Origin of the sequence: Dactylosporangium sp. McL0621, assembly GCF_049995355.1 — a bacterium.
Lineage (GTDB): Bacteria > Actinomycetota > Actinomycetes > Mycobacteriales > Micromonosporaceae > Dactylosporangium.
In genome coordinates, this window is record NZ_CP188259.1 from 1,938,489 (window position 1) to 1,955,133 (window position 16,645).

Sequence of the window (16,645 nt, forward strand, 5' to 3'; positions counted from 1 at the left end):
CGTCAGCCCGGGCGCGGATGGGCGTGAGGCGACCGCGCCGTCACGTCCGGGCGAGGACTAAGGCAGGGCCCACCGTCGGCGGGAACTTCGCTACCCTGCGCGATATAGACGGTCCTAAGGAGGCGTCCGAGCGTATGGCGGCGGACATTCTCGTGACCGGGGCGACCGGGAAGCTCGGGCGCGTACTGATGGAGGAGCTCCGGGAGCGGGGGCTGGCCGCTCGGGGGATGAGCCGCTCGGCGCCCGGGATGGTGCGGGCCGATCTCGTCAGCGGGGAAGGGCTCGCGGCCGCGCTCGGTGGGGTGGGGCTCGTCATTCACGCGGCGACGGACGGGCGGCGCGACGTGGTGGCGGCGCGGCGGCTCTTGAGTGCGCTCGGGGCCGATCAGCGGCTGCTGTACGTGTCGATCGTCGGGGTCGATCGGGTGCCCCTGCCGTACTACCGCCAGAAGCTCGCCGTCGAGGGCCTCGTGCGGGACCGGGGCGGGTCGATCTTCCGCGCCACGCAGTTTCACGACCTGATCTTCATGATCGCGCGGGGGCTCGCTCGGTTGCCCGTGGTGCCCTATCCCGCGTTCGACTTCCAGCCCGTCGACACGCGCGATGTGGCGCGGCGGCTCGGGGCGGTCGCGGCCGCGCTCGGGTCGGGGGCCGCGCCCGTGTAGGAGGACTTCGCCGGGCCCGAGGTGCGGCCGGCGCGGGATCTCTTCCGTAGCTTCCTGCAGGTGTACGGCAAGCGCCGCCTCCTCGTGCCGCTCCGGCTGCCGGGGAAGACGTTCGCCGGGTACCGCTCGGGTGGGCATCTCGCTCCGGACCGGGCACTGGGGACGGTGACCTGGGAGCAGTATCTGGAGCGGCGGCGCGCGGGTTAGAGGGCGCCGGCCGCCGCGGCCGAGACGCGCGCGGAGGCGTAAGGCGGCCGTCGGCCGGGACGCGCGCGGAAGCGTTGGGGGCGTGAGCCTGTCGCGGCTGGGACGCGCGGGGCCGTGCGCGGCGCTCCGCGGGGCGGCGCTCGGCGGAGCGCGGGAGCGTGCACGCAGGACGTGGGGGCGCGCGCCGCGGAACGTGGGGCACGGCGGGGGCGCGCGGCGAGGCGGCGCGCGGCGAGGCGGCGCGCGGCGAGGCGGCGCGCCGCGGAGCGTGGGCACGGCGGGGGGCGCGGGAGCGTGCACGCAGGACGTGGGGGCGCGCGCCGCGGAGCGTGGGCACGGCGGGGGGCGCGGGAGCGTGCACGCAGGACGTGGGGGCGCGCGCCGCGGAGCGTGGGGCACGGCGGGGGGCGCGGGAGCGTGCACGCAAGACATGGGGGCGCGCGCCGCGGAGCGTGGGGCACGGCGGGGCGCGGGAGCGTGCGGGGCGAGGCGCGGCGGCGTGCGCGGCGGCGTGCGCGGCAAGGCGCGAGCGCGAGCGCGGCGCTAGGACTCCGGCGCCGGAGTTGGCGGCGGAGTGTGGCGGATTCGGCGCAGGCCCACCGCGGCCGAGGCGCCCGCGGCCGCCACGTCGGCCAGGGTGAACAGCAGGCGCGAGACGAGCGTCAGGGCCCAGGCCGTCGGCCACGGTACGCCCAGGCCCGCCAGCGCGATCGCCATCAGGAACTCGCGGGCGCCCAGGCCCGACGGCGCGACGATCACGAAGGTGCTGATGCTCATGGCCAGGGCCATCGCGAAGATGGAGCCGACCAGGCCGTGCACGCCGGGCAGGTGGGCGCGGACCAGGAACCAGATGTGCAGGCCCGCGGCCAGGTAGCCCACGGCGCACCAGGCGCTGCTCACGAGTACCGGGCGCCAGGTGATGGGGCGGTCCAGGGCCGGGCGGCGCAGGATGCGCATCGCGCGGCCCACGAGCCAGGTCAGCAGCGGGGGGTAGCAGCACGCCAGGCCGAACGGGAGCAGGATCACCGCGCACCAGACGGCGATCGCGGCGAAGGTCTGGTGGCTCGTCGCGTCCGCGCCGTCGAAGGCGACGCCGAAGCCGGGGGCGGTCAGGATCAGGCCGACCGTCACGCCCAGGCCGGTGACCACGGCCGAGCCGATGAAGACCTTCGCACGCGAGACGCCGACGCGGCGGCCGAGCTCCATCTGGACCACGTACGCCCACACCGTGCCCGGCAGGTACTTGCCCAGGGCGCCGATGAGCTGGATGGGCGCGGCGTCGCGGATGCGCAGCGGGTGGTCGAGGCTGCCGACCATCGCGCGCCAGGCCATCATCGTGGCCCACAGGCACGCCACGGCGCAGGCCAGGGACGCGCCCAGGGACGGCCACGACAGGCCGCGGAACGTCTCCGAGACCGAGGACCACTGCTGGACGGTGGTGGCGACGATGAAGTACGCGATCGCGAGCGCCGCTAGGATGCGGACCGCCTGGATCAGGCGGGCGCGCCACGGGCGGGCCGGTTTCAGGGTGGCCGCGGGGGCCACCGTGCCGTCGTCCATTGCCACCCCACTCACGGTCGGTCACGCTAGCACGCCATCTGAGACCCCTAAGATGGCGCGATCCGAGGTGAAGGAGTCGGCGCGTGCGGTACATCGTCATCGGTGGTGGCATCGTCGGGCTGGCGACCGCCCATCGGCTCGTCCAGGACCGCCCGGACGCCCGGGTCACCGTCGTGGAGAAGGAGCCGGGATGGGGCGCCCACCAGACCGGGCACAACTCCGGGGTCATCCACGCCGGCGTGTACTACAAGCCGGGTAGCCTCAAGGCCACGCTCTGTAAGGCCGGCAGCGCCTCGATGGTCGAGTTCTGCGCCGAGCACGGGATCGCCCACAAGGTCACCGGCAAGCTGATCGTCGCGACCGGGGACGAGGAGCGGCCGCGACTGCGGGCGCTGTTCGAGCGGGCGCAGGCCAACGGGCTGCCGGTGCGCCTGGTGAGTCCGGCGGAGGCGCGGGAGTACGAGCCGGAGGTCGCCTGCGTCGAGGGCATCCACGTGGCCTCGACCGGGATCGCCGACTACAAGGCCGTCTGCGTGAAGCTCGCCGAGCTCGCCGGGACGGCGGGCGCGACGCTGCGCCTCAACACCGCCGTGCTCGGCATCCGGGCGAGCGGGCGCGAGGTCGTGGTGCGCACGACGACCGGCGACATCACCGCCGACGTGCTCGTCAACTGCGCGGGCCTGCACGCCGATCGGGTGGCGCGGATGGCCGGCATCAGCCCGCCGGCGCGCATCATCCCGTTCCGCGGGGAGTACTACGAGCTGCGCCCCGAGCGCCGTCACCTGGTCAACGGGCTCATCTACCCGGTACCGGATCCGCAGTTCCCCTTTCTCGGGGTACACCTGACCAAAATGGTCGACGGGAGCGTGCACGCGGGGCCGAATGCGGTGCTGGCGATGGCGCGGGAAGGCTACTCGTGGGCGCGGATCCGGCCCCGGGACGTCGTCGACGCCGCCTCCTACAGGGGTTTGTGGGCGCTGGGGCGCAAGCACCTGCGGTACGGCCTCACGGAGGTCCGCCGTTCCCTGTCCAAGCGCCGCTTCGCCGAGAGCCTGGCCCGGCTCGTCCCGGCGGTGACTGCTGCGGATTTGGTACCGGCTGAGGCGGGGGTGCGTGCGCAGGCGATCACGCCGGCCGGCGACCTGGTCGACGACTTCATGATCGTGACCGAGGGCCGGCAGGTACACGTGCTCAACGCCCCGTCCCCGGCGGCGACGAGCTCGCTGGAGATCGCCAAGTACATCACCGCGCGCCTGCCGGTATAGGGTGCCCGCTGTGCGAAGGGTGCTGCTCGCCGTCGTTGCCCTGTCCGCCACGCTCGTCGCCGGGTGCGACGACGCCGGCGCGAGCCCGGCCGCCCAGACCTCGACCGCCCCCGCGGCGGCCGCGGGCGGCGCGTGCCAGCTGCTCGACTTCGGCATGGTGAACGCGAAGCTGGGCCTCAATCTGAGCGTCGCCGCGGGCGCGTCCATGGACAACTCGTTCAGCTGCGTGCTGCAGTCGGCCGCGGGCAGCTATCCGGACCTCGTGCTCTCCGTGAGCACGACGACCATCGGCGCGGACGTGTTCGGCTCCGACGTCCAGCCCAAGGACGCGCAGGCGGTGCCGGGGCTGGGCGTGGCCGGGTACCAGATGCCGACGCCGGCCGCGGAGAAGGCCGGCCCGGGCGTGGAGGTCGGCTGGCTGGCCGGCAACAAGCGCATCATCAAGCTGTCGCTGCGGCTGGCCCCGGGCGCCGGCGACGACCAGGCCCAGGCGGCGCTGCCGAAGATGGTCGAGCTGGCCAAGCTCATCGACCTGAGCAGCCTGTAGCCAAGGACGCCGGGTCAGGCCTCGGGAACCGGCCGGCCGAAGGCCGCCAGCCTGATGTCGGTGGGCTCGGGTCCGCCGCGGCGACCGGTGTCCAGGCCGTCGATCTCGGCGAGCTCGTTCCCGGTGAGTTCGAACCCGAGGATGTCGAGGTTCTCGGCGATGCGCCGCGGGTCGGTCGACTTGGGAATGGCGGAGCGGCCCTGCTGCAGGTGCCACCGCAGCATCACCTGGGCGGGGGTGCGGCCGTGCCGGGCGGCGATGCCGCCGATGACCGGGTCCTGCAGGGTGCTGGTGTGGCCGCTGTCGCGGTAGAAGGTGATGCCGCCGATCGGGGACCACGCCTGCGTGAGGATGCCGTGCTCGGCGCCGAACGCCGCCGTTGCCGGTACTGCCGGAACCCCTCTGACCGCGGGGCGAGGTCAGGCGTCCAGGCCGGCCGCCTTGCGGGCCGCCGCGAGTTGTCGCTCCGGGTCGCCGAAGTACCGCCACGGCCAGACCGCCGCCCGGTCGCCGCCGAGCTCGAGGTGCGTGCGCGCGCGGGCGGGCTCGTTCGCCTGGTGGTAGAGCGCGCCGAAGGCCTGGTGCGCGTGCATCGTCCACGGGTGCGTCGCGAACTCGGCGTGGCCGGCGAGGAGGCGGTCGGCGGCGGCGTCGGTCTCGCGGCGGACCTTGGAGTCGGCGAAGTACCGCCAGGCGCGCCAGAACCGCCCGACGACGGTCCCGCGCAGGAGGCCGTCGACGTAGCCCTCGATGTGCGCGAGCGCCACGAGGGCGTGCAGCGGGTGACCGTCGGGCCGCTCGGCGGTGCGGACGAGGGCGAAGGCGATAACCTTGTCCTGGCTGCCGTACCAGCGGTGCGTGAGGCCGGTCAGGTGCCGGGTGTGCGCCGCGTACAGGTCCGAGGCCAGCACGCACGCCCGCTTGAACACGTCCGCGACCTCGGTCCGGTGCAGCGGCGCGCAGACGACGGCGCCGGCGAGCTCGCTCCACGGCACCGGGTCGTCCCGCGAGAGCGCGGCGGCCTGGCGCAGCGCGGACCGCGCCTCGGCGACCAGGACCTGCTGCTCCTGCACCAGGCGCTCGGTGACGACCGGGGAGGCGTGGTTGTTCTCGCGTACGGCCCAGGCCGCGGCGGAGAGGGCGGCGCCCAGGAGGAGCCAGCGCTCGGGGAGATAGGCCTGCTGGGCCGTGAGCTCGCGCAGCCGCTCGATTCGCGTCACGCCCGCCGCGCCGAGGATCGCCACGGCGTGCTCGCGGGTCGCGGTGTCCTCGGTGGTGGCGATCAGTTCCAGGGCGGCGGTGGGGTCGGCGTCGTCGGCCAGGGCCCAGAGAGCTTTTTCGAGGGATTCGTCGGAGAAAGCACGGTCAAATGCCACCAACTCAGGCTAAGTCGCGAAATTTCTGATGTTTGGGCTTGCGTCGGCATGTCACCCGCTTTGCCCTTCCGGGACGCCGAAGCGGACACGGCGCCGAGCGCCCACGGCTCCGAAGCGTCCAAGCTCCCATGGGGCCGAAGCACCCCACGGCGTCCGCGGTGCCCAAGGTGGACGAGGGGCAAGCTCAAGTCCCTGGTCGGCGTGGCGCTGAAGGATGCGCAGCGTCCGCGGTGCCAAGCGCCCACGGCGCGAAAGCGCCATGTGCCCTTGAGCCCACGGCGCCCAAGTGCCCACGGCGCCCAAGTGCCCACGGCGCCCAAGTGCCCACGGCGCCCAAGTGCCCACGGCGCCCAAGCGCCCACGGCCTCAAAGCGCCCACGGCGCCGGGCGCGACGTTCGCTAGGCGGGGCGCTCGTCGTAACGCGACCGCGACGCCGCCACATCCGATCGATGCCGCTCGGCCCAACCGGTCAGCGCCGTCAACGCCGTCTGCAGCTCCAAGGCCATCGGCGTCAACGAGTACTCGACGCGCGGCGGCACGGTCGGGTAGCTCGTCCGCACGAGAAGGCCGTCCCGCTCCAGGTTGCGCAGGGTCAAGGTCAGCATCCGGCGGCTGATGCCCGGGATGGCGCGCTCCAGGGCCGAGAACCGGATCGGGGCTCCCGAAGCGGCGACCAGAATGCAGACGCTCCACTTCGACCCGATCCGGTCGAGGACCTCTTCCACCGAGCAGGGGCCGCAGGCGCCGTCGTCGGGGCTCGAGGGAGGCACGGGCGCGCGGGCGGGGCTACGCCGCGGCCACGAAGACTCGCGACGCCACCTCGCGCGGGAGGCGGATGCGCTCGCCCTCGCGGTCGATCGAGACGCCGTCGCGCTCCTGGGCGACCGTGACGGTCGCGCCGGGGTCGATGCCCGCGGTGTGGAGCTGGCGCAGGACGTCGGCGTCGGTCTGGACCGACTCGCAGATGCGGCTCACGACGACGGCGCCGGCCAGGCCCGGGAAGGCGAGGTTGCGCTCCGGGTCGCCGGCCTCGTTCTGGGCGTCGCCCTGCAGCGTGTCGAGGCCGGGGATCGGGTTGCCGTACGGCGAGCGCGTCGGGCGCCCCAGCAACTCGTAGACCCGCTGCTCGACCGCGTCGCTCATGACGTGCTCCCAGCGGCAGGCCTCCTCGTGGGCCTCCTCGTAGGGCAGGCCGATCACGTTGACGAGCAGCAGCTCGGCGAGGCGGTGCTTGCGCATCACCGCGACCGCGTGCTCGCGGCCCTGGTCGGTGAGTGCCAGGTGGCGGTCGCCCTCGACGATGAGCAGGCCGTCGCGCTCCATGCGGGCGACGGTCTGGCTGACGGTGGGGCCGCTCTGGTGCAGGCGTTCCGCGATCCGAGCACGCTTGGGGACGACACCCTCTTCTTCGAGTTCGAGGATCGTCTTCAAATACATCTCGGTGGTGTCGACTAGGTCGTTCACTGCCGTTGCCCTCCCGGTACGCGATGGTACTCGCTGCGTACGACAAGATTGGAGCGTGACAGCCAACCGGGCGATCTTGAACGTCGCCGCTCTCGCCGAGCTGGTGCGGTCCGCCCAACCGCCGACTCTTCTCGATGTGCGCTGGACCCTCGCGAAAGACGGCCGGGTCGCATATGCGGCCGGTCACCTGCCTGGCGCGGTCTTCGCCGATCTCGACGAGGACCTCTGTGGGCCGCCGGGCGCCGGTGGGCGCCATCCGCTGCCCGATCCCGCCGCGCTGGAGGCCGCGCTGCGGAGACTTGGGGTCCGCGCCGAGCACCCGGTGGTGGTGTACGACGCAGGCGGTAGCAATCCTACCGGGGCGGCGGCGCGCGCCTGGTGGACGCTGCGCTGGGCGGGCTTGCGGGACGTCCGGGTGCTCGACGGCGGTTACGCGGCGTGGATGCGGGATGGACTCCCCGTGACGACCGAGATCCCCGAACCGGACGAAGGCGACGTAACGGTGACGCCCGGCGGGATGCCGGTGTGGACCGAGGTCGAGGCGAGCGATTCGCGTAACACTTTGCTCGACGCGCGCGTAGAAAAACGGTTCCGCGGCGAGGTCGAGCCGGTGGACGCGGTCGCCGGTCACATCCCGGGCGCGATCAATCTGCCGGCCGCGGAGACGGTCGACGAGAACGGGCTCCTGAAAAGCATCGAGGCGAAAGAACCGGCCGGCGCCTACTGCGGCTCCGGGGTCACGGCGGCGCAGCTCGTCCTGGCGCTCTACGAACAGGGCCAGCACGCGGCGCTCTACGTGGGGTCGTGGAGCCACTGGATCACCGACCCGAAGCGGCCGATCGCATGAGCGCGCTTGTCGTGTGGGACGAGCGGCTGCTGCGGTACAACATGGGCGATCACCCCCTCGACCCGGTCCGCGTCGAGCTGACCATGGACCTCGCCCGCCGCCTCGGCGTCCTCGACCGCCCCGGCGTCGTGCTGGAACGGGCGGAGCCGGCCACCGACGACATGCTCGCGACCGTCCACGACCCCGACTACATCGCGGTGGTGAAGGCGGCCTCGACGGGCCGGCGTATCAGCCTCATGGGCCTCGGTACCAGCGACAACCCCACCTTCCCCGGCATGCACGACGCCAGCGCGCTCATCACGGGCGCGACCCGGCGCGCGGCCGAGGCCGTGTGGACCGGCGCCGCCGAGCGCGCGGTCAGCATCTCCGGCGGCCTGCACCACGCGATGCCGGACCGGGCGTCGGGCTTCTGCGTGTACAACGACCCGGCCGTGGCGATCAAGCGCGTCCTGGAGCTCGGGGCGGAGCGCGTCGCGTACGTCGACATCGACGTCCATCACGGCGACGGCGTGCAGGAGGTGTTCTACGACGACCCCCGCGTGCTCACCGTCAGCCTGCACGAGTCGCCGCGCACGCTGTTCCCCGGCACCGGGTTCCCGGACGAGACCGGCGGCCCGAACGCGCCCGGCTCCGCGGTGAACGTCGCGCTGCCGCCCGGTACCGACGACGGCTCTTGGCTTCGGGCCTTTCACGCGGTGGTCCCCGGAGTGCTGCGCGCGTTCCGGCCGCAGCTGCTGTTCACGCAGTGCGGCGCGGACACGTATCGCCACGACCCCCTCGCCAACCTCCGGTTGACCGTGGACGGGCAGCGCGCGGCGTACCTCGCGCTGCGCGACCTCGCCGCCGAGGTCGCCGGGGGCAGATGGGTCGCGAGCGGGGGCGGCGGCTACGCGCTTGTCGAGTGCGTGCCCCGGGCCTGGACCCACCTGCTCGCGGTGCTGACCGGCGAGGCGCTCGACCCGGCGCTGGAGGTGCCGGCCGAGTGGCGCGAGCTGGCCGGGCGCCGCGTCCCGGGCCAGCCGCTGCCGGCGACCATGGGCGACGGCGGCGACACGCGGTTCACGCCGTGGGTGCCGGGCGACTCCCCGGACGCCGTGGACCGCGCGATCATGGCGACCCGGCGTGAGGTGTACCCCTTCTTCGGCCTCGACCCGCACGACCCGCGGGACTAGGGGCTGACCGCGGCCTCGAGGCGCGTCAGGCGCTGCTTGATGTGGTCCAGCTCGGCGAGCATCGCCGTCTCGGCCGCGGCCGAGGTGCCGTAGGACGCGTGCGGTGCGGCGCTCGCCCGCAGGTTGGCGAGCTCGTCCTGCAGCGCGATGAGCGTCTGGGCGACGACGTCGAGGAACTGGTCGACCTCGTCCTCGTCGTACCCGCGCTTGCCGAACGGCGCCTTGGCGAACCGCAGCGCCTGCACATCCGCCGGGGTCAGCATCATGGCAGACACGGTAACCCAGACGGGTGGAGACTATGCGGGTGAACGACGTTTCGGCCGGACGGGCCGCCGACGTGCTGCTCTCGGACGGGACCACCGTCCACTTGCGACCGATCCGGCCCGACGACGCGGACCGGATCGTCGCGCTGCACTCGCGGTTCTCGGAGCGGACGCGGTACCTGCGGTACTTCTCGGCGTACCCCCGAATCCCGCAGCGCGACCTCGACCGGTTCGTGAACGTCGACCACCACGACCGTGAGGCATTCGTGGTCGAGCACGCCGGCGAGCTGATCGCCGTCGGCCGCTACGAACGGCTCGGCGCCGGCTCGCACCAGGCCGAGGTCGCCTTCGTGGTCGAGGACGCGCACCAGGGCCGCGGCATCGGCTCGGTGCTCATCGAGCACCTCGTCGCCGCGGCGGACGCCGAGGGCATCACCGAGTTCGAGGCCGACGTGCTGCCGGTGAACCAGGCCATGCTGCGCGTGTTCATGGCCGCCGGCTTCCACATCGAGCGCCAGTTCGCCGACGGCGTCGTGCACCTGTGGTTCCCGATCAAGGCGACCCCCGACTCCCTGCGCGTGCAGCAGGACCGCGAGCAGCGCGCCGAGGCCCGCTCGATCGCCCGGCTGCTCACCCCGCGCGTCGTGGCCGTCTACGGCGCCCGCGCGGGCGGCTCGGGCATCGGCGCGGCGCTGCTGTCGCACCTGAAGGGCGCCGGCTTCGCCGGAGAACTGGTCCCGGTGCACCCGACCGCCCCGATGGTCGGCGGCCTGCCAGCCGTTTCAAGCCTCGGCGGTACCGCGGGAGCCGACCTCGCCGTGATCGCGGTCCCCGCCGAATCCGTCCCGGCCGTCGTCGCCGACTGCGCCGCGGCCGGCGTGCACGGGCTGGTCATCGTGTCGGCCGGCTTCGCCGAGTCGGGCCCGGCCGGCGCGGAGGCCCAGGCCGCCCTGCTCCGTGCGGTGCGCGAGCACGGGATGCGGCTTGTCGGGCCCAACTGCCTCGGCGTGGCCAACACCCACGCGGCGGTACGGCTCAACGCCACCCTCGCCCCGCTGCTCCCGCGCGCCGGGCGGGTCGGCTTCTTCAGCCAGTCCGCGGCCCTGGGCACCGCGCTGCTGGCCGAGGCCGACCGGCGCGGCCTGGGGCTGTCCACGTTCATCTCGGCCGGCAACCGGGCCGACGTGTCGGGCAACGACGCGCTGCAGTACTGGCGCGAGGACCCGCACACCGACGCGGTACTGCTCTATCTGGAGACCTTCGGCAACCCGCGCAAGTTCGCCCGCATCGCCCGCGAGCTGGCCCGCCGCAAGCCCGTCGCCGCGGTGGCGAGCCCGGTGCGCCCGCCGGCCCTCGACGCGGTGACCGTCGGCCCGGACGCCCGCGGGGTGGCGGCGCTCTTCGCCAGCTCCGGCGTCATCCGCGTCGACACCGTCGCCGAGCTCTTCGACGTGGGCCTGCTCATCGCCGGCCGCCCGCTGCCGACCGGCGACCGGGTCGCCGTGGTCACCAACGCGGCCGCGCTGGGCGTGCTCACCGTGGCGAAGGCGCCGGCCGCGGGGCTGCGCATCGCCGAGGGGTACCCGCTCGACCTCGGCCCCGCCGTGACCGACGTCGAGTTCGTGCGCGCCGTGCACGCCGCCCTCGACGACGAGGGCGCGGACGCCGTCGTGGCCGCGTACGCCCCGGCGCTGGCCGAGGGCGACCAGCTCGGCGTGGCCGAGCTCCTGCGCGTGTCGACGGCGGGCGCGCCGCGCCCGCTCGCCGTGGTGATGCCGGCCGACCCGTCGTTCACGGTCGCCCCGACGTACGGCGACGAGGACCCGGCCGCGCTGCCGATGTACCCGGCGATCGAGGAGGCGGTGCGGGCCCTGGGCCGTGTCGCCCGCTACGCCGCGTGGCGCCGCGAGCCGATCGGCACCCTGCCCGACCTGCCCGGCGTGGACACCGCCCGGGGAACCGAGATCGCGCGGCGGCTGGCGGTGGCGGGGGCCGGAATCGCGACGCCGCTGGCGGTGCCGGCTTCGGACATCGGTCGTGCGACGCCGCTCGCGGTGGCGGACTCCGGTCCTGCGACGCCGGGCGCCGCGGCGGGCACCGGTCCTGCGACGCCGGGCGCCGCGGCGGGCACCGGTCCTGCGACGCCGGGCGCCGCGGCGGACTCCGGTCCTGCGACGCCGGGCGCCGCGGCGGGCACCGGTCCTGCGACGCCGGGCGCTGCGGCGGGCACCGGTCCTGCGACGCCGGGCGCCGCGGCCGGCACCGGCTTTGCGACGCCGGGCGTCGGCGAACGCGGGCAGGCCGATGCGCTGCTCGCCGCCTATGGCATCCCGGTGGTGCCGAGCCGGTGGGCCTCGGGCGACCACATCGTCGACCTGGCCGCGGGGATGGGCCTGCCGGTCGCCCTGAAGGTGGCGAAGAAGCCGTGGCGGCACCGGCTCGACCTCGGCGCGGTACGGCTGAACCTGACCTCGCCCACGGCCGTCGCCGAGGCCTACGAGGAGCTCGAGCGCCTCTTCGGCCGCGGCGTCGAGGTGGTCGTGCAGCCCATGGTCGCGCCGGGCGTCGCGTGCGTCGTGGAGGTCGTCGACGATCCGTCGTTCGGCCCGGTGGTGGGCTTCGGCCTCGGCGGCGAGGCGGTCGACCTGCTGGGCGACCGCGCGTGGCGCCCGGTCCCGCTGACCGACCGCGACGCCGCGGCGCTCGTCCTGGCCCCGCGGGCGGCGCCGCTGCTGACCGGGTACCGCGGCGCCGACCCGGTGGACCTCGACGCCCTGGCCGACCTGCTGCTGCGCGTCGGGCGCCTGGTGGACGAGCAGACGACGCTGTCGTCGCTGACCCTGAACCCGGTCCTGGCCCGCCCGTCGGGGCTGGCGGTACTGCACGCGAGCGCCGAGTTCGCCCCGCACCTACCGAGACCGGACAGCGGCCCCCGACGCCTGTGACCGGCCATGGTGCGCTACCTCGACAACGCGCCGGACCCGAAAAGCCACGAGCTCAGACGCGGGCCGGCCGATGCGGTCAGGCCGCGTCCGGCCGGGCGTGGAACCCAACCGCCAGCTCGACGTCGAGGGCGCGGGCCAGCCGCTCCAAGACGGGCAGCGTCGGCACCGTCCCGCCGGCCTCGAAGCGCGCGACGGCCGACTGCGTCATCGACGCCGCCTCGGCGAGCTCGCTCTGGCTCCAACCACGGCGTTCACGGAGCTCCCGAACCGCCCGTCCCAGCTCGAAGGCGAGCCTCGTCGACTCGTAGGCTTCGGTCGCACCGGGCTCGGCCATCCGGCGGCTGCGCAGTTCGTTCCAATCGCCGCGACCGCTCACGCTTCCATACCTTCCTCAAGGGCGTGCCTCTCGGCGATGCACCGTGCCAGCGCCCGTCGAGCCCGCTCGACCTCGCGGGTCTCACGGTCGCGGGTTTTCCTGAATACCGTCAGGAGAACGATCCGCTCTCCCGAGGCGATCCAGTACGTGATTCGTACCGCGTCACGCTCGAGATAAAACCGCAGCTCTCGAAGCTTGCCGTCGAGCTGTTTCGTGTACGGCTCGCCCAGTAGCGGCCCCTCGTCGGCCAACAGGTCGATGTAGAAGGCCACCCGTGCGAACAGCACGGTGGTGAGTTCTTCGAGCCACTCCTGAACTTCTGGCTCCAACTCGACAGTACCCCAGGACATAGCATCGATGCTATGTAGGCGGCGCGGAATCTGCCGGCCCCGATGAACCAACTTGAAGGAGCCTGGCGCTCGGGCTCCAGGAACGTGCAGAAGGGCCGTCCCCGGGAGGGGCGGCCCTTCGCGAAGCGGTGATATGAGTCGAGGCGGCTCCGCGGCGGATCACCACCGCGGAGCCCAGCCAGCGATCGTGGGGTCTGGGGCTCGGGCCCCAGGAAATTCAGGACGCGTAGGCCTCGAGGCGCTTCGCCCGGGAGGGGTGGCGCAGCTTCAGCAGGGTTACCTTCTCGATCTGGCGGATGCGCTCCCGCGACAGGCCGAACTCGCGGCCCACCTCGTCCAGGGTGCGCTGGCGGCCGTCGTCCAGGCCGAAGCGCAGCCGGATGACCGCCTGCTCGCGCTGCGACAGCGTCGACAGGACGATCTCGACCTCGGAGCGGAGCATGCCCTGCGACACGCTGTCGGCCGGCTCCTCGCGCGGGTCGATGCGGGCCACGAAGTCGCCCAGGGCGCTCTCGCCGTCCTCGCCCACGGCCTGGTCCAGGCTCACCGGCTCGCGGTCGTAGGAGATCAGCTCGATGACCTGGTACTCCTCGACGCCCAGGGCCGCGGCGATCTCGGCGACCACGGGCTCGCGGCCGAGGCTCGCGGCCAGGTCGCGGCGGACGCGGACCATGCGGTTGACCTGCTCGACCATGTGCACCGGGATGCGGATGGTGCGGGCCTGGTCGGCCATGGCGCGGGTGATGGCCTGGCGGATCCACCAGGTGGCGTAGGTGGAGAACTTGTAGCCCTTGGTGTAGTCGAACTTCTCGACGGCGCGGATGAGGCCGAGGTTGCCTTCCTGGATGAGGTCGAGGAAGGCCATGCCGCGTCCGGTGTACCGCTTGGCGATGCTCACCACGAGGCGCAGGTTGGCCTCGAGGAGGTGGGCCTTGGCGGCGCGCCCCTCGCGGACCACGACGTCGTAGGTCTTCATCCAGGCCGGGTGCACCATGCCGGTGGCGAGCTTCTCCTCGGCGTACAGGCCGGCCTCGATCTTCTTGGAGAGGTCGACCTCCTGCTCGGCGGTGAGCAGCTTGGTGCGGCCGATCGTGTTGAGGTACGCGCGAACCAGATCCGCTGAGACGCCCGTGTTGTCGAGCGCGTGCTCCTGCTCGTGCTGTTCGTCGGCCTCAACGTCGACGGCGTTGAAATCCGTGTTCTCACTCAGCGGCTGGGCCACTTCGCTCGCCTCCCGTGTGGATTGACAAGTGGCGCGATCACTCCTGCGAGAAATAGCTTCGCTGAGCGGGCGTGAAGTGGCGGTGAGGCGGCGTAGCCGTGGCACGAAACCGTGAGTCTCAGACCTCGAGTAGTACTGTCCGCGGTCCCACGTTCACGCTTTCGACAAGCATGTGGGTGCGGAATCGACCGGTTTCTACGATTGCGCCCCGGTTTCGCAGGGCGGTACAGAACTGCTCGATGAGCGGCTCGGCGGCCTCGGGGCGGGCGGCGGCGATCCACGTCGGGCGCCGGCCCTTGCGCGCGTCGCCGTACAAGGTGAACTGCGAGATAACGAGGAGTGGCGCGCCGGTGTCGGCGGCGGATTTCTCGTCGTCGAGGATCCGTAGTTCGTGCACCTTGCGGGCGAGTGTTTCGGAAGTATCCGCATTGTCGGAATGCGTTACCCCCACCAAAACGAGCAGCCCGTCGGTGATCGATCCGACGACGACGCCGTCCACTGTCACGTGCGCGCGTGAAACGGTCTGGACTAGGGCGCGCACAGGAGCACGCCCCGCTCGACCAGATGGGACACGAGGGGGACCGCGACGTCGGCGAGAACCTCAGCCGGTACACCATGGGCGGCCGCCAGCACGTCGACCTGATCCTGCAGGGTCACCGACCCGTCGCACGCGCCCACGAGCGTCAGCGCGACCGGGTCCACCTCCTCGACCCACCGCAGCCCGTCGGGCAGGACGAGCAGCTGCTGCCCGACCTCCCAGCCCTCGGCGCCGAGCGCGGCCTCCTGGCGCAGCGTCAGGCCCGGCGCGGCGACGAGGCGGCTGTGCAGCAGGTCGGCATGGCGCAGGAAGTCCTGGCGGTCGAACCAGTCGCCGATGAGCGGGCCGAGGTCGCCGCCGACGGTCTGCCGGAGGTCCTCGATGCGCACCGTCGGGTCGTCGTGGCCGCCGGCGCGCAGGGTGATGAGGCCGAAGCCGACCGCCTCGACGCGCTGCGCGTCGAACCAGTCGAGCCAGGCCGCGGCCAGGGCCGGCTGGCGGGACGGGTCCTCGGAGGCGTCGGCGAGCCACAGGTTGACGTACGCGAGTGGGTCCGACACCTCGCGCTGGATCACCCACGCGTCGAGCCCGGTGCCGGCGAGCCAGTCGTTCACCCGCTCGGTCCAGTCCTCGCCCGCCACGTGCAGCCAGTTGGCCAGGAACTGCATGTGGCCGCCGGCGGCGAGCAGGCCGGGCGCGGCCGCGACGAGCTCGGCGCACACGGCGTCGCCGGGGCGGCCGGAGTCGCGGTACGTGTGCGCGGTGCTGCCGGGGCCGGCCACGAACGGCGGGTTGCTGACCACGAGGTCGAAGCGGCGGCCCGCGACCGGGCGCGTGAGGTCGCCCTCGAGCAGCTCCCAGTCGAGGCCGTTGAGCGCGGCGGTGGTGGCGGCGAAGCGCAGGGCCCGCGGCAGTACGTCGGTGGCGGTCACCCGCTGCGCGTGGGTGGACAGGTGCAGGGCCTGCACGCCGCAGCCGGTCCCGAGGTCGAGCGCGGTGCCGACCGGGCGGCGCAGGGTGGCGGCGGCGAGGGTGCTCGACGCGCCGCCGATGCCCAGGACGTGGTCGCCGGGCAGCGGGCGGCCCGGGCGCATGCCGGCGGAGAGGTCGGCGACGACCCACCAGTCGCCGTACGGCTCCAGCTCCAGCGCCGCGCGGACGCCCTGCGCGGCGGCCTCCAGCAGCGGGGCCGCCGACTCGAGGGGCAGCGGGGCGAGCGCGGCCGCGACCCGGTCGAGCGGCTCGGTCTGGCCGCAGATGAACAGCCGGATCAGCGTGTCGAGCCGGCCCCCGGCCTCGGTGATGCGCAGCGCGGCGCGGAAGTCGTTGCGCGCGGCCGCGGCCGCGGCGTCCTCGCCGAGATGTTTCCGGATACCTTCGGAGGTGTACCCGGCCGAGCCGAGCGCCTCGCGCAGCTGAGCCAGGGCGGTGTTGTCCAGCAGTGCGTCCACCCTGCCATCCTGGTACGTCAGCGTTGGTCGATGCCTATGCAGGCCACGACCCGCGACGCGTCGGCGGTGAGGAACAGCTGGAAGTGGGTGGGCGGGTTCTCGATCTTCGCCTCGCCGACGCGCAGCGGCCGGTCGCCCGAGGTCGCCAGCACGTCGATCGCCTCGGCGCTGCCGAGCATCGGGTTGCCGATGCGCTCCATGTGCTGGGCCCGGCGGGTGTAGCTGCGCGCGAGCTGGTCGGCGGGCAGGGTGTGGTCCCAGACCACGTATTCCGCGCCCGCGCGGATCGCGGCGCGGCACGCCTGGAAAGCCGCCCCCGGCTCCTCGGCGAGGAGCCGGAGCAGTGCTTCACGCTCCATGAGCAATATGACCACAAAGCACGGGATTTGACCAGGT

Annotated in this window: 19 protein-coding genes; 7 read left to right on the forward strand and 12 right to left on the reverse strand. The window is 73.3% G+C overall.

What is annotated here, in order from left to right:
- Positions 1-134 precede the first annotated feature (134 nt).
- Together ACPPVO_RS08905 and ACPPVO_RS08910 are read left to right on the forward strand one after the other, a co-directional pair.
- Complete coding sequence (locus ACPPVO_RS08905) at positions 135-665, forward strand: SDR family oxidoreductase (protein WP_426510742.1); 531 nt, start codon at positions 135-137, stop codon at positions 663-665.
- 60 nt (positions 666-725) lie between these two features.
- Positions 726-872, forward strand: coding sequence for a hypothetical protein (locus ACPPVO_RS08910; RefSeq protein ID WP_426510743.1), 147 nt, complete (start codon positions 726-728; stop codon positions 870-872).
- Between the two features lie 543 nt (positions 873-1,415).
- Here ACPPVO_RS08910 and ACPPVO_RS08915 read toward each other — a convergent pair.
- Entirely contained in the window at positions 1,416-2,447 is a 1,032-nt protein-coding gene (locus ACPPVO_RS08915) for a lysylphosphatidylglycerol synthase transmembrane domain-containing protein (protein ID WP_426510744.1), read from the reverse strand.
- Between the two features lie 68 nt (positions 2,448-2,515).
- Between ACPPVO_RS08915 and lhgO the strand changes: the two genes are divergently transcribed.
- Both lhgO and ACPPVO_RS08925 read left to right on the forward strand, forming a co-directional pair.
- Positions 2,516-3,697 (forward strand): L-2-hydroxyglutarate oxidase, encoded by a 1,182-nt coding sequence (gene lhgO / locus ACPPVO_RS08920; protein ID WP_426510745.1) that lies wholly within the window; start codon positions 2,516-2,518, stop codon positions 3,695-3,697.
- A 10-nt stretch (positions 3,698-3,707) separates the two neighbouring features.
- The gene (locus tag ACPPVO_RS08925) at positions 3,708-4,244 is read left to right on the forward strand and encodes a hypothetical protein (protein ID WP_426510746.1); all 537 of its coding nucleotides are present in this window, start codon (positions 3,708-3,710) and stop codon (positions 4,242-4,244) included.
- Positions 4,245-4,258: 14 nt separating this feature from the next.
- Here the strand turns inward: ACPPVO_RS08925 and ACPPVO_RS08930 are convergent, their stop codons facing one another.
- From ACPPVO_RS08930 to ACPPVO_RS08945, 4 genes are all read right to left on the reverse strand, one after another.
- Positions 4,259-4,597, reverse strand: coding sequence for an aldo/keto reductase (locus tag ACPPVO_RS08930; protein ID WP_426514585.1), 339 nt, complete (start codon positions 4,595-4,597; stop codon positions 4,259-4,261).
- Positions 4,598-4,663: 66 nt separating this feature from the next.
- A complete protein-coding gene (locus tag ACPPVO_RS08935; protein ID WP_426510747.1) occupies positions 4,664-5,620 on the reverse strand; it encodes a hypothetical protein in 957 nt (318 codons plus the stop codon).
- 399 nt (positions 5,621-6,019) lie between these two features.
- Positions 6,020-6,391 (reverse strand): winged helix-turn-helix transcriptional regulator, encoded by a 372-nt coding sequence (locus tag ACPPVO_RS08940; RefSeq protein ID WP_426510749.1) that lies wholly within the window; start codon positions 6,389-6,391, stop codon positions 6,020-6,022.
- Between the two features lie 16 nt (positions 6,392-6,407).
- A complete protein-coding gene (locus ACPPVO_RS08945; protein WP_426514586.1) occupies positions 6,408-7,058 on the reverse strand; it encodes a metal-dependent transcriptional regulator in 651 nt (216 codons plus the stop codon).
- An 82-nt stretch (positions 7,059-7,140) separates the two neighbouring features.
- On the opposite strand from ACPPVO_RS08945, the gene ACPPVO_RS08950 reads away from it, so the two are divergent.
- Together ACPPVO_RS08950 and ACPPVO_RS08955 are read left to right on the forward strand one after the other, a co-directional pair.
- On the forward strand, positions 7,141-7,932 hold the full coding sequence (locus tag ACPPVO_RS08950; protein ID WP_426510751.1) for a sulfurtransferase: 792 nt from the start codon (positions 7,141-7,143) through the stop codon (positions 7,930-7,932).
- Positions 7,929-9,104, forward strand: a complete 1,176-nt coding sequence (locus tag ACPPVO_RS08955; RefSeq protein WP_426510752.1) for an acetoin utilization protein AcuC — start codon at positions 7,929-7,931, stop codon at positions 9,102-9,104. The genes ACPPVO_RS08950 and ACPPVO_RS08955 overlap by 4 nt, the downstream gene beginning before the upstream one ends.
- On the opposite strand, the gene ACPPVO_RS08960 is transcribed toward ACPPVO_RS08955, so the two are convergent.
- A complete protein-coding gene (locus tag ACPPVO_RS08960) occupies positions 9,101-9,370 on the reverse strand; it encodes a DivIVA domain-containing protein (RefSeq protein WP_426510753.1) in 270 nt (89 codons plus the stop codon). The genes ACPPVO_RS08955 and ACPPVO_RS08960 overlap by 4 nt on opposite strands.
- Before the next feature lie 38 nt (positions 9,371-9,408).
- Between ACPPVO_RS08960 and ACPPVO_RS08965 the strand changes: the two genes are divergently transcribed.
- The gene (locus ACPPVO_RS08965; RefSeq protein ID WP_426510754.1) at positions 9,409-12,312 is read left to right on the forward strand and encodes a GNAT family N-acetyltransferase; all 2,904 of its coding nucleotides are present in this window, start codon (positions 9,409-9,411) and stop codon (positions 12,310-12,312) included.
- A gap of 76 nt (positions 12,313-12,388) precedes the next feature.
- Here ACPPVO_RS08965 and ACPPVO_RS08970 read toward each other — a convergent pair whose 3' ends face one another.
- From ACPPVO_RS08970 to ACPPVO_RS08995, 6 genes are all read right to left on the reverse strand, one after another.
- On the reverse strand, positions 12,389-12,688 hold the full coding sequence (locus tag ACPPVO_RS08970; RefSeq protein ID WP_426510755.1) for a helix-turn-helix domain-containing protein: 300 nt from the start codon (positions 12,686-12,688) through the stop codon (positions 12,389-12,391).
- The gene (locus tag ACPPVO_RS08975; RefSeq protein ID WP_426510756.1) at positions 12,685-13,038 is read right to left on the reverse strand and encodes a type II toxin-antitoxin system RelE/ParE family toxin; all 354 of its coding nucleotides are present in this window, start codon (positions 13,036-13,038) and stop codon (positions 12,685-12,687) included. Before ACPPVO_RS08975 ends, ACPPVO_RS08970 begins: the two co-directional genes overlap by 4 nt.
- A 217-nt stretch (positions 13,039-13,255) precedes the next feature.
- Entirely contained in the window at positions 13,256-14,260 is a 1,005-nt protein-coding gene (gene sigB, locus ACPPVO_RS08980; RefSeq protein WP_426510757.1) for an RNA polymerase sigma factor SigB, read from the reverse strand.
- Between the two features lie 118 nt (positions 14,261-14,378).
- The gene (gene dtd / locus ACPPVO_RS08985; protein ID WP_426510758.1) at positions 14,379-14,801 is read right to left on the reverse strand and encodes a D-aminoacyl-tRNA deacylase; all 423 of its coding nucleotides are present in this window, start codon (positions 14,799-14,801) and stop codon (positions 14,379-14,381) included.
- Positions 14,789-16,249: a DUF7059 domain-containing protein gene (locus ACPPVO_RS08990; RefSeq protein ID WP_426510759.1), complete on the reverse strand. Its 1,461-nt coding sequence runs from the start codon at positions 16,247-16,249 to the stop codon at positions 14,789-14,791. Before ACPPVO_RS08990 ends, dtd begins: the two co-directional genes overlap by 13 nt.
- Positions 16,250-16,266: 17 nt before the next feature.
- A complete protein-coding gene (locus tag ACPPVO_RS08995; protein WP_360388652.1) occupies positions 16,267-16,608 on the reverse strand; it encodes a hypothetical protein in 342 nt (113 codons plus the stop codon).
- Between the last annotated feature and the right edge of the window lie 37 nt (positions 16,609-16,645).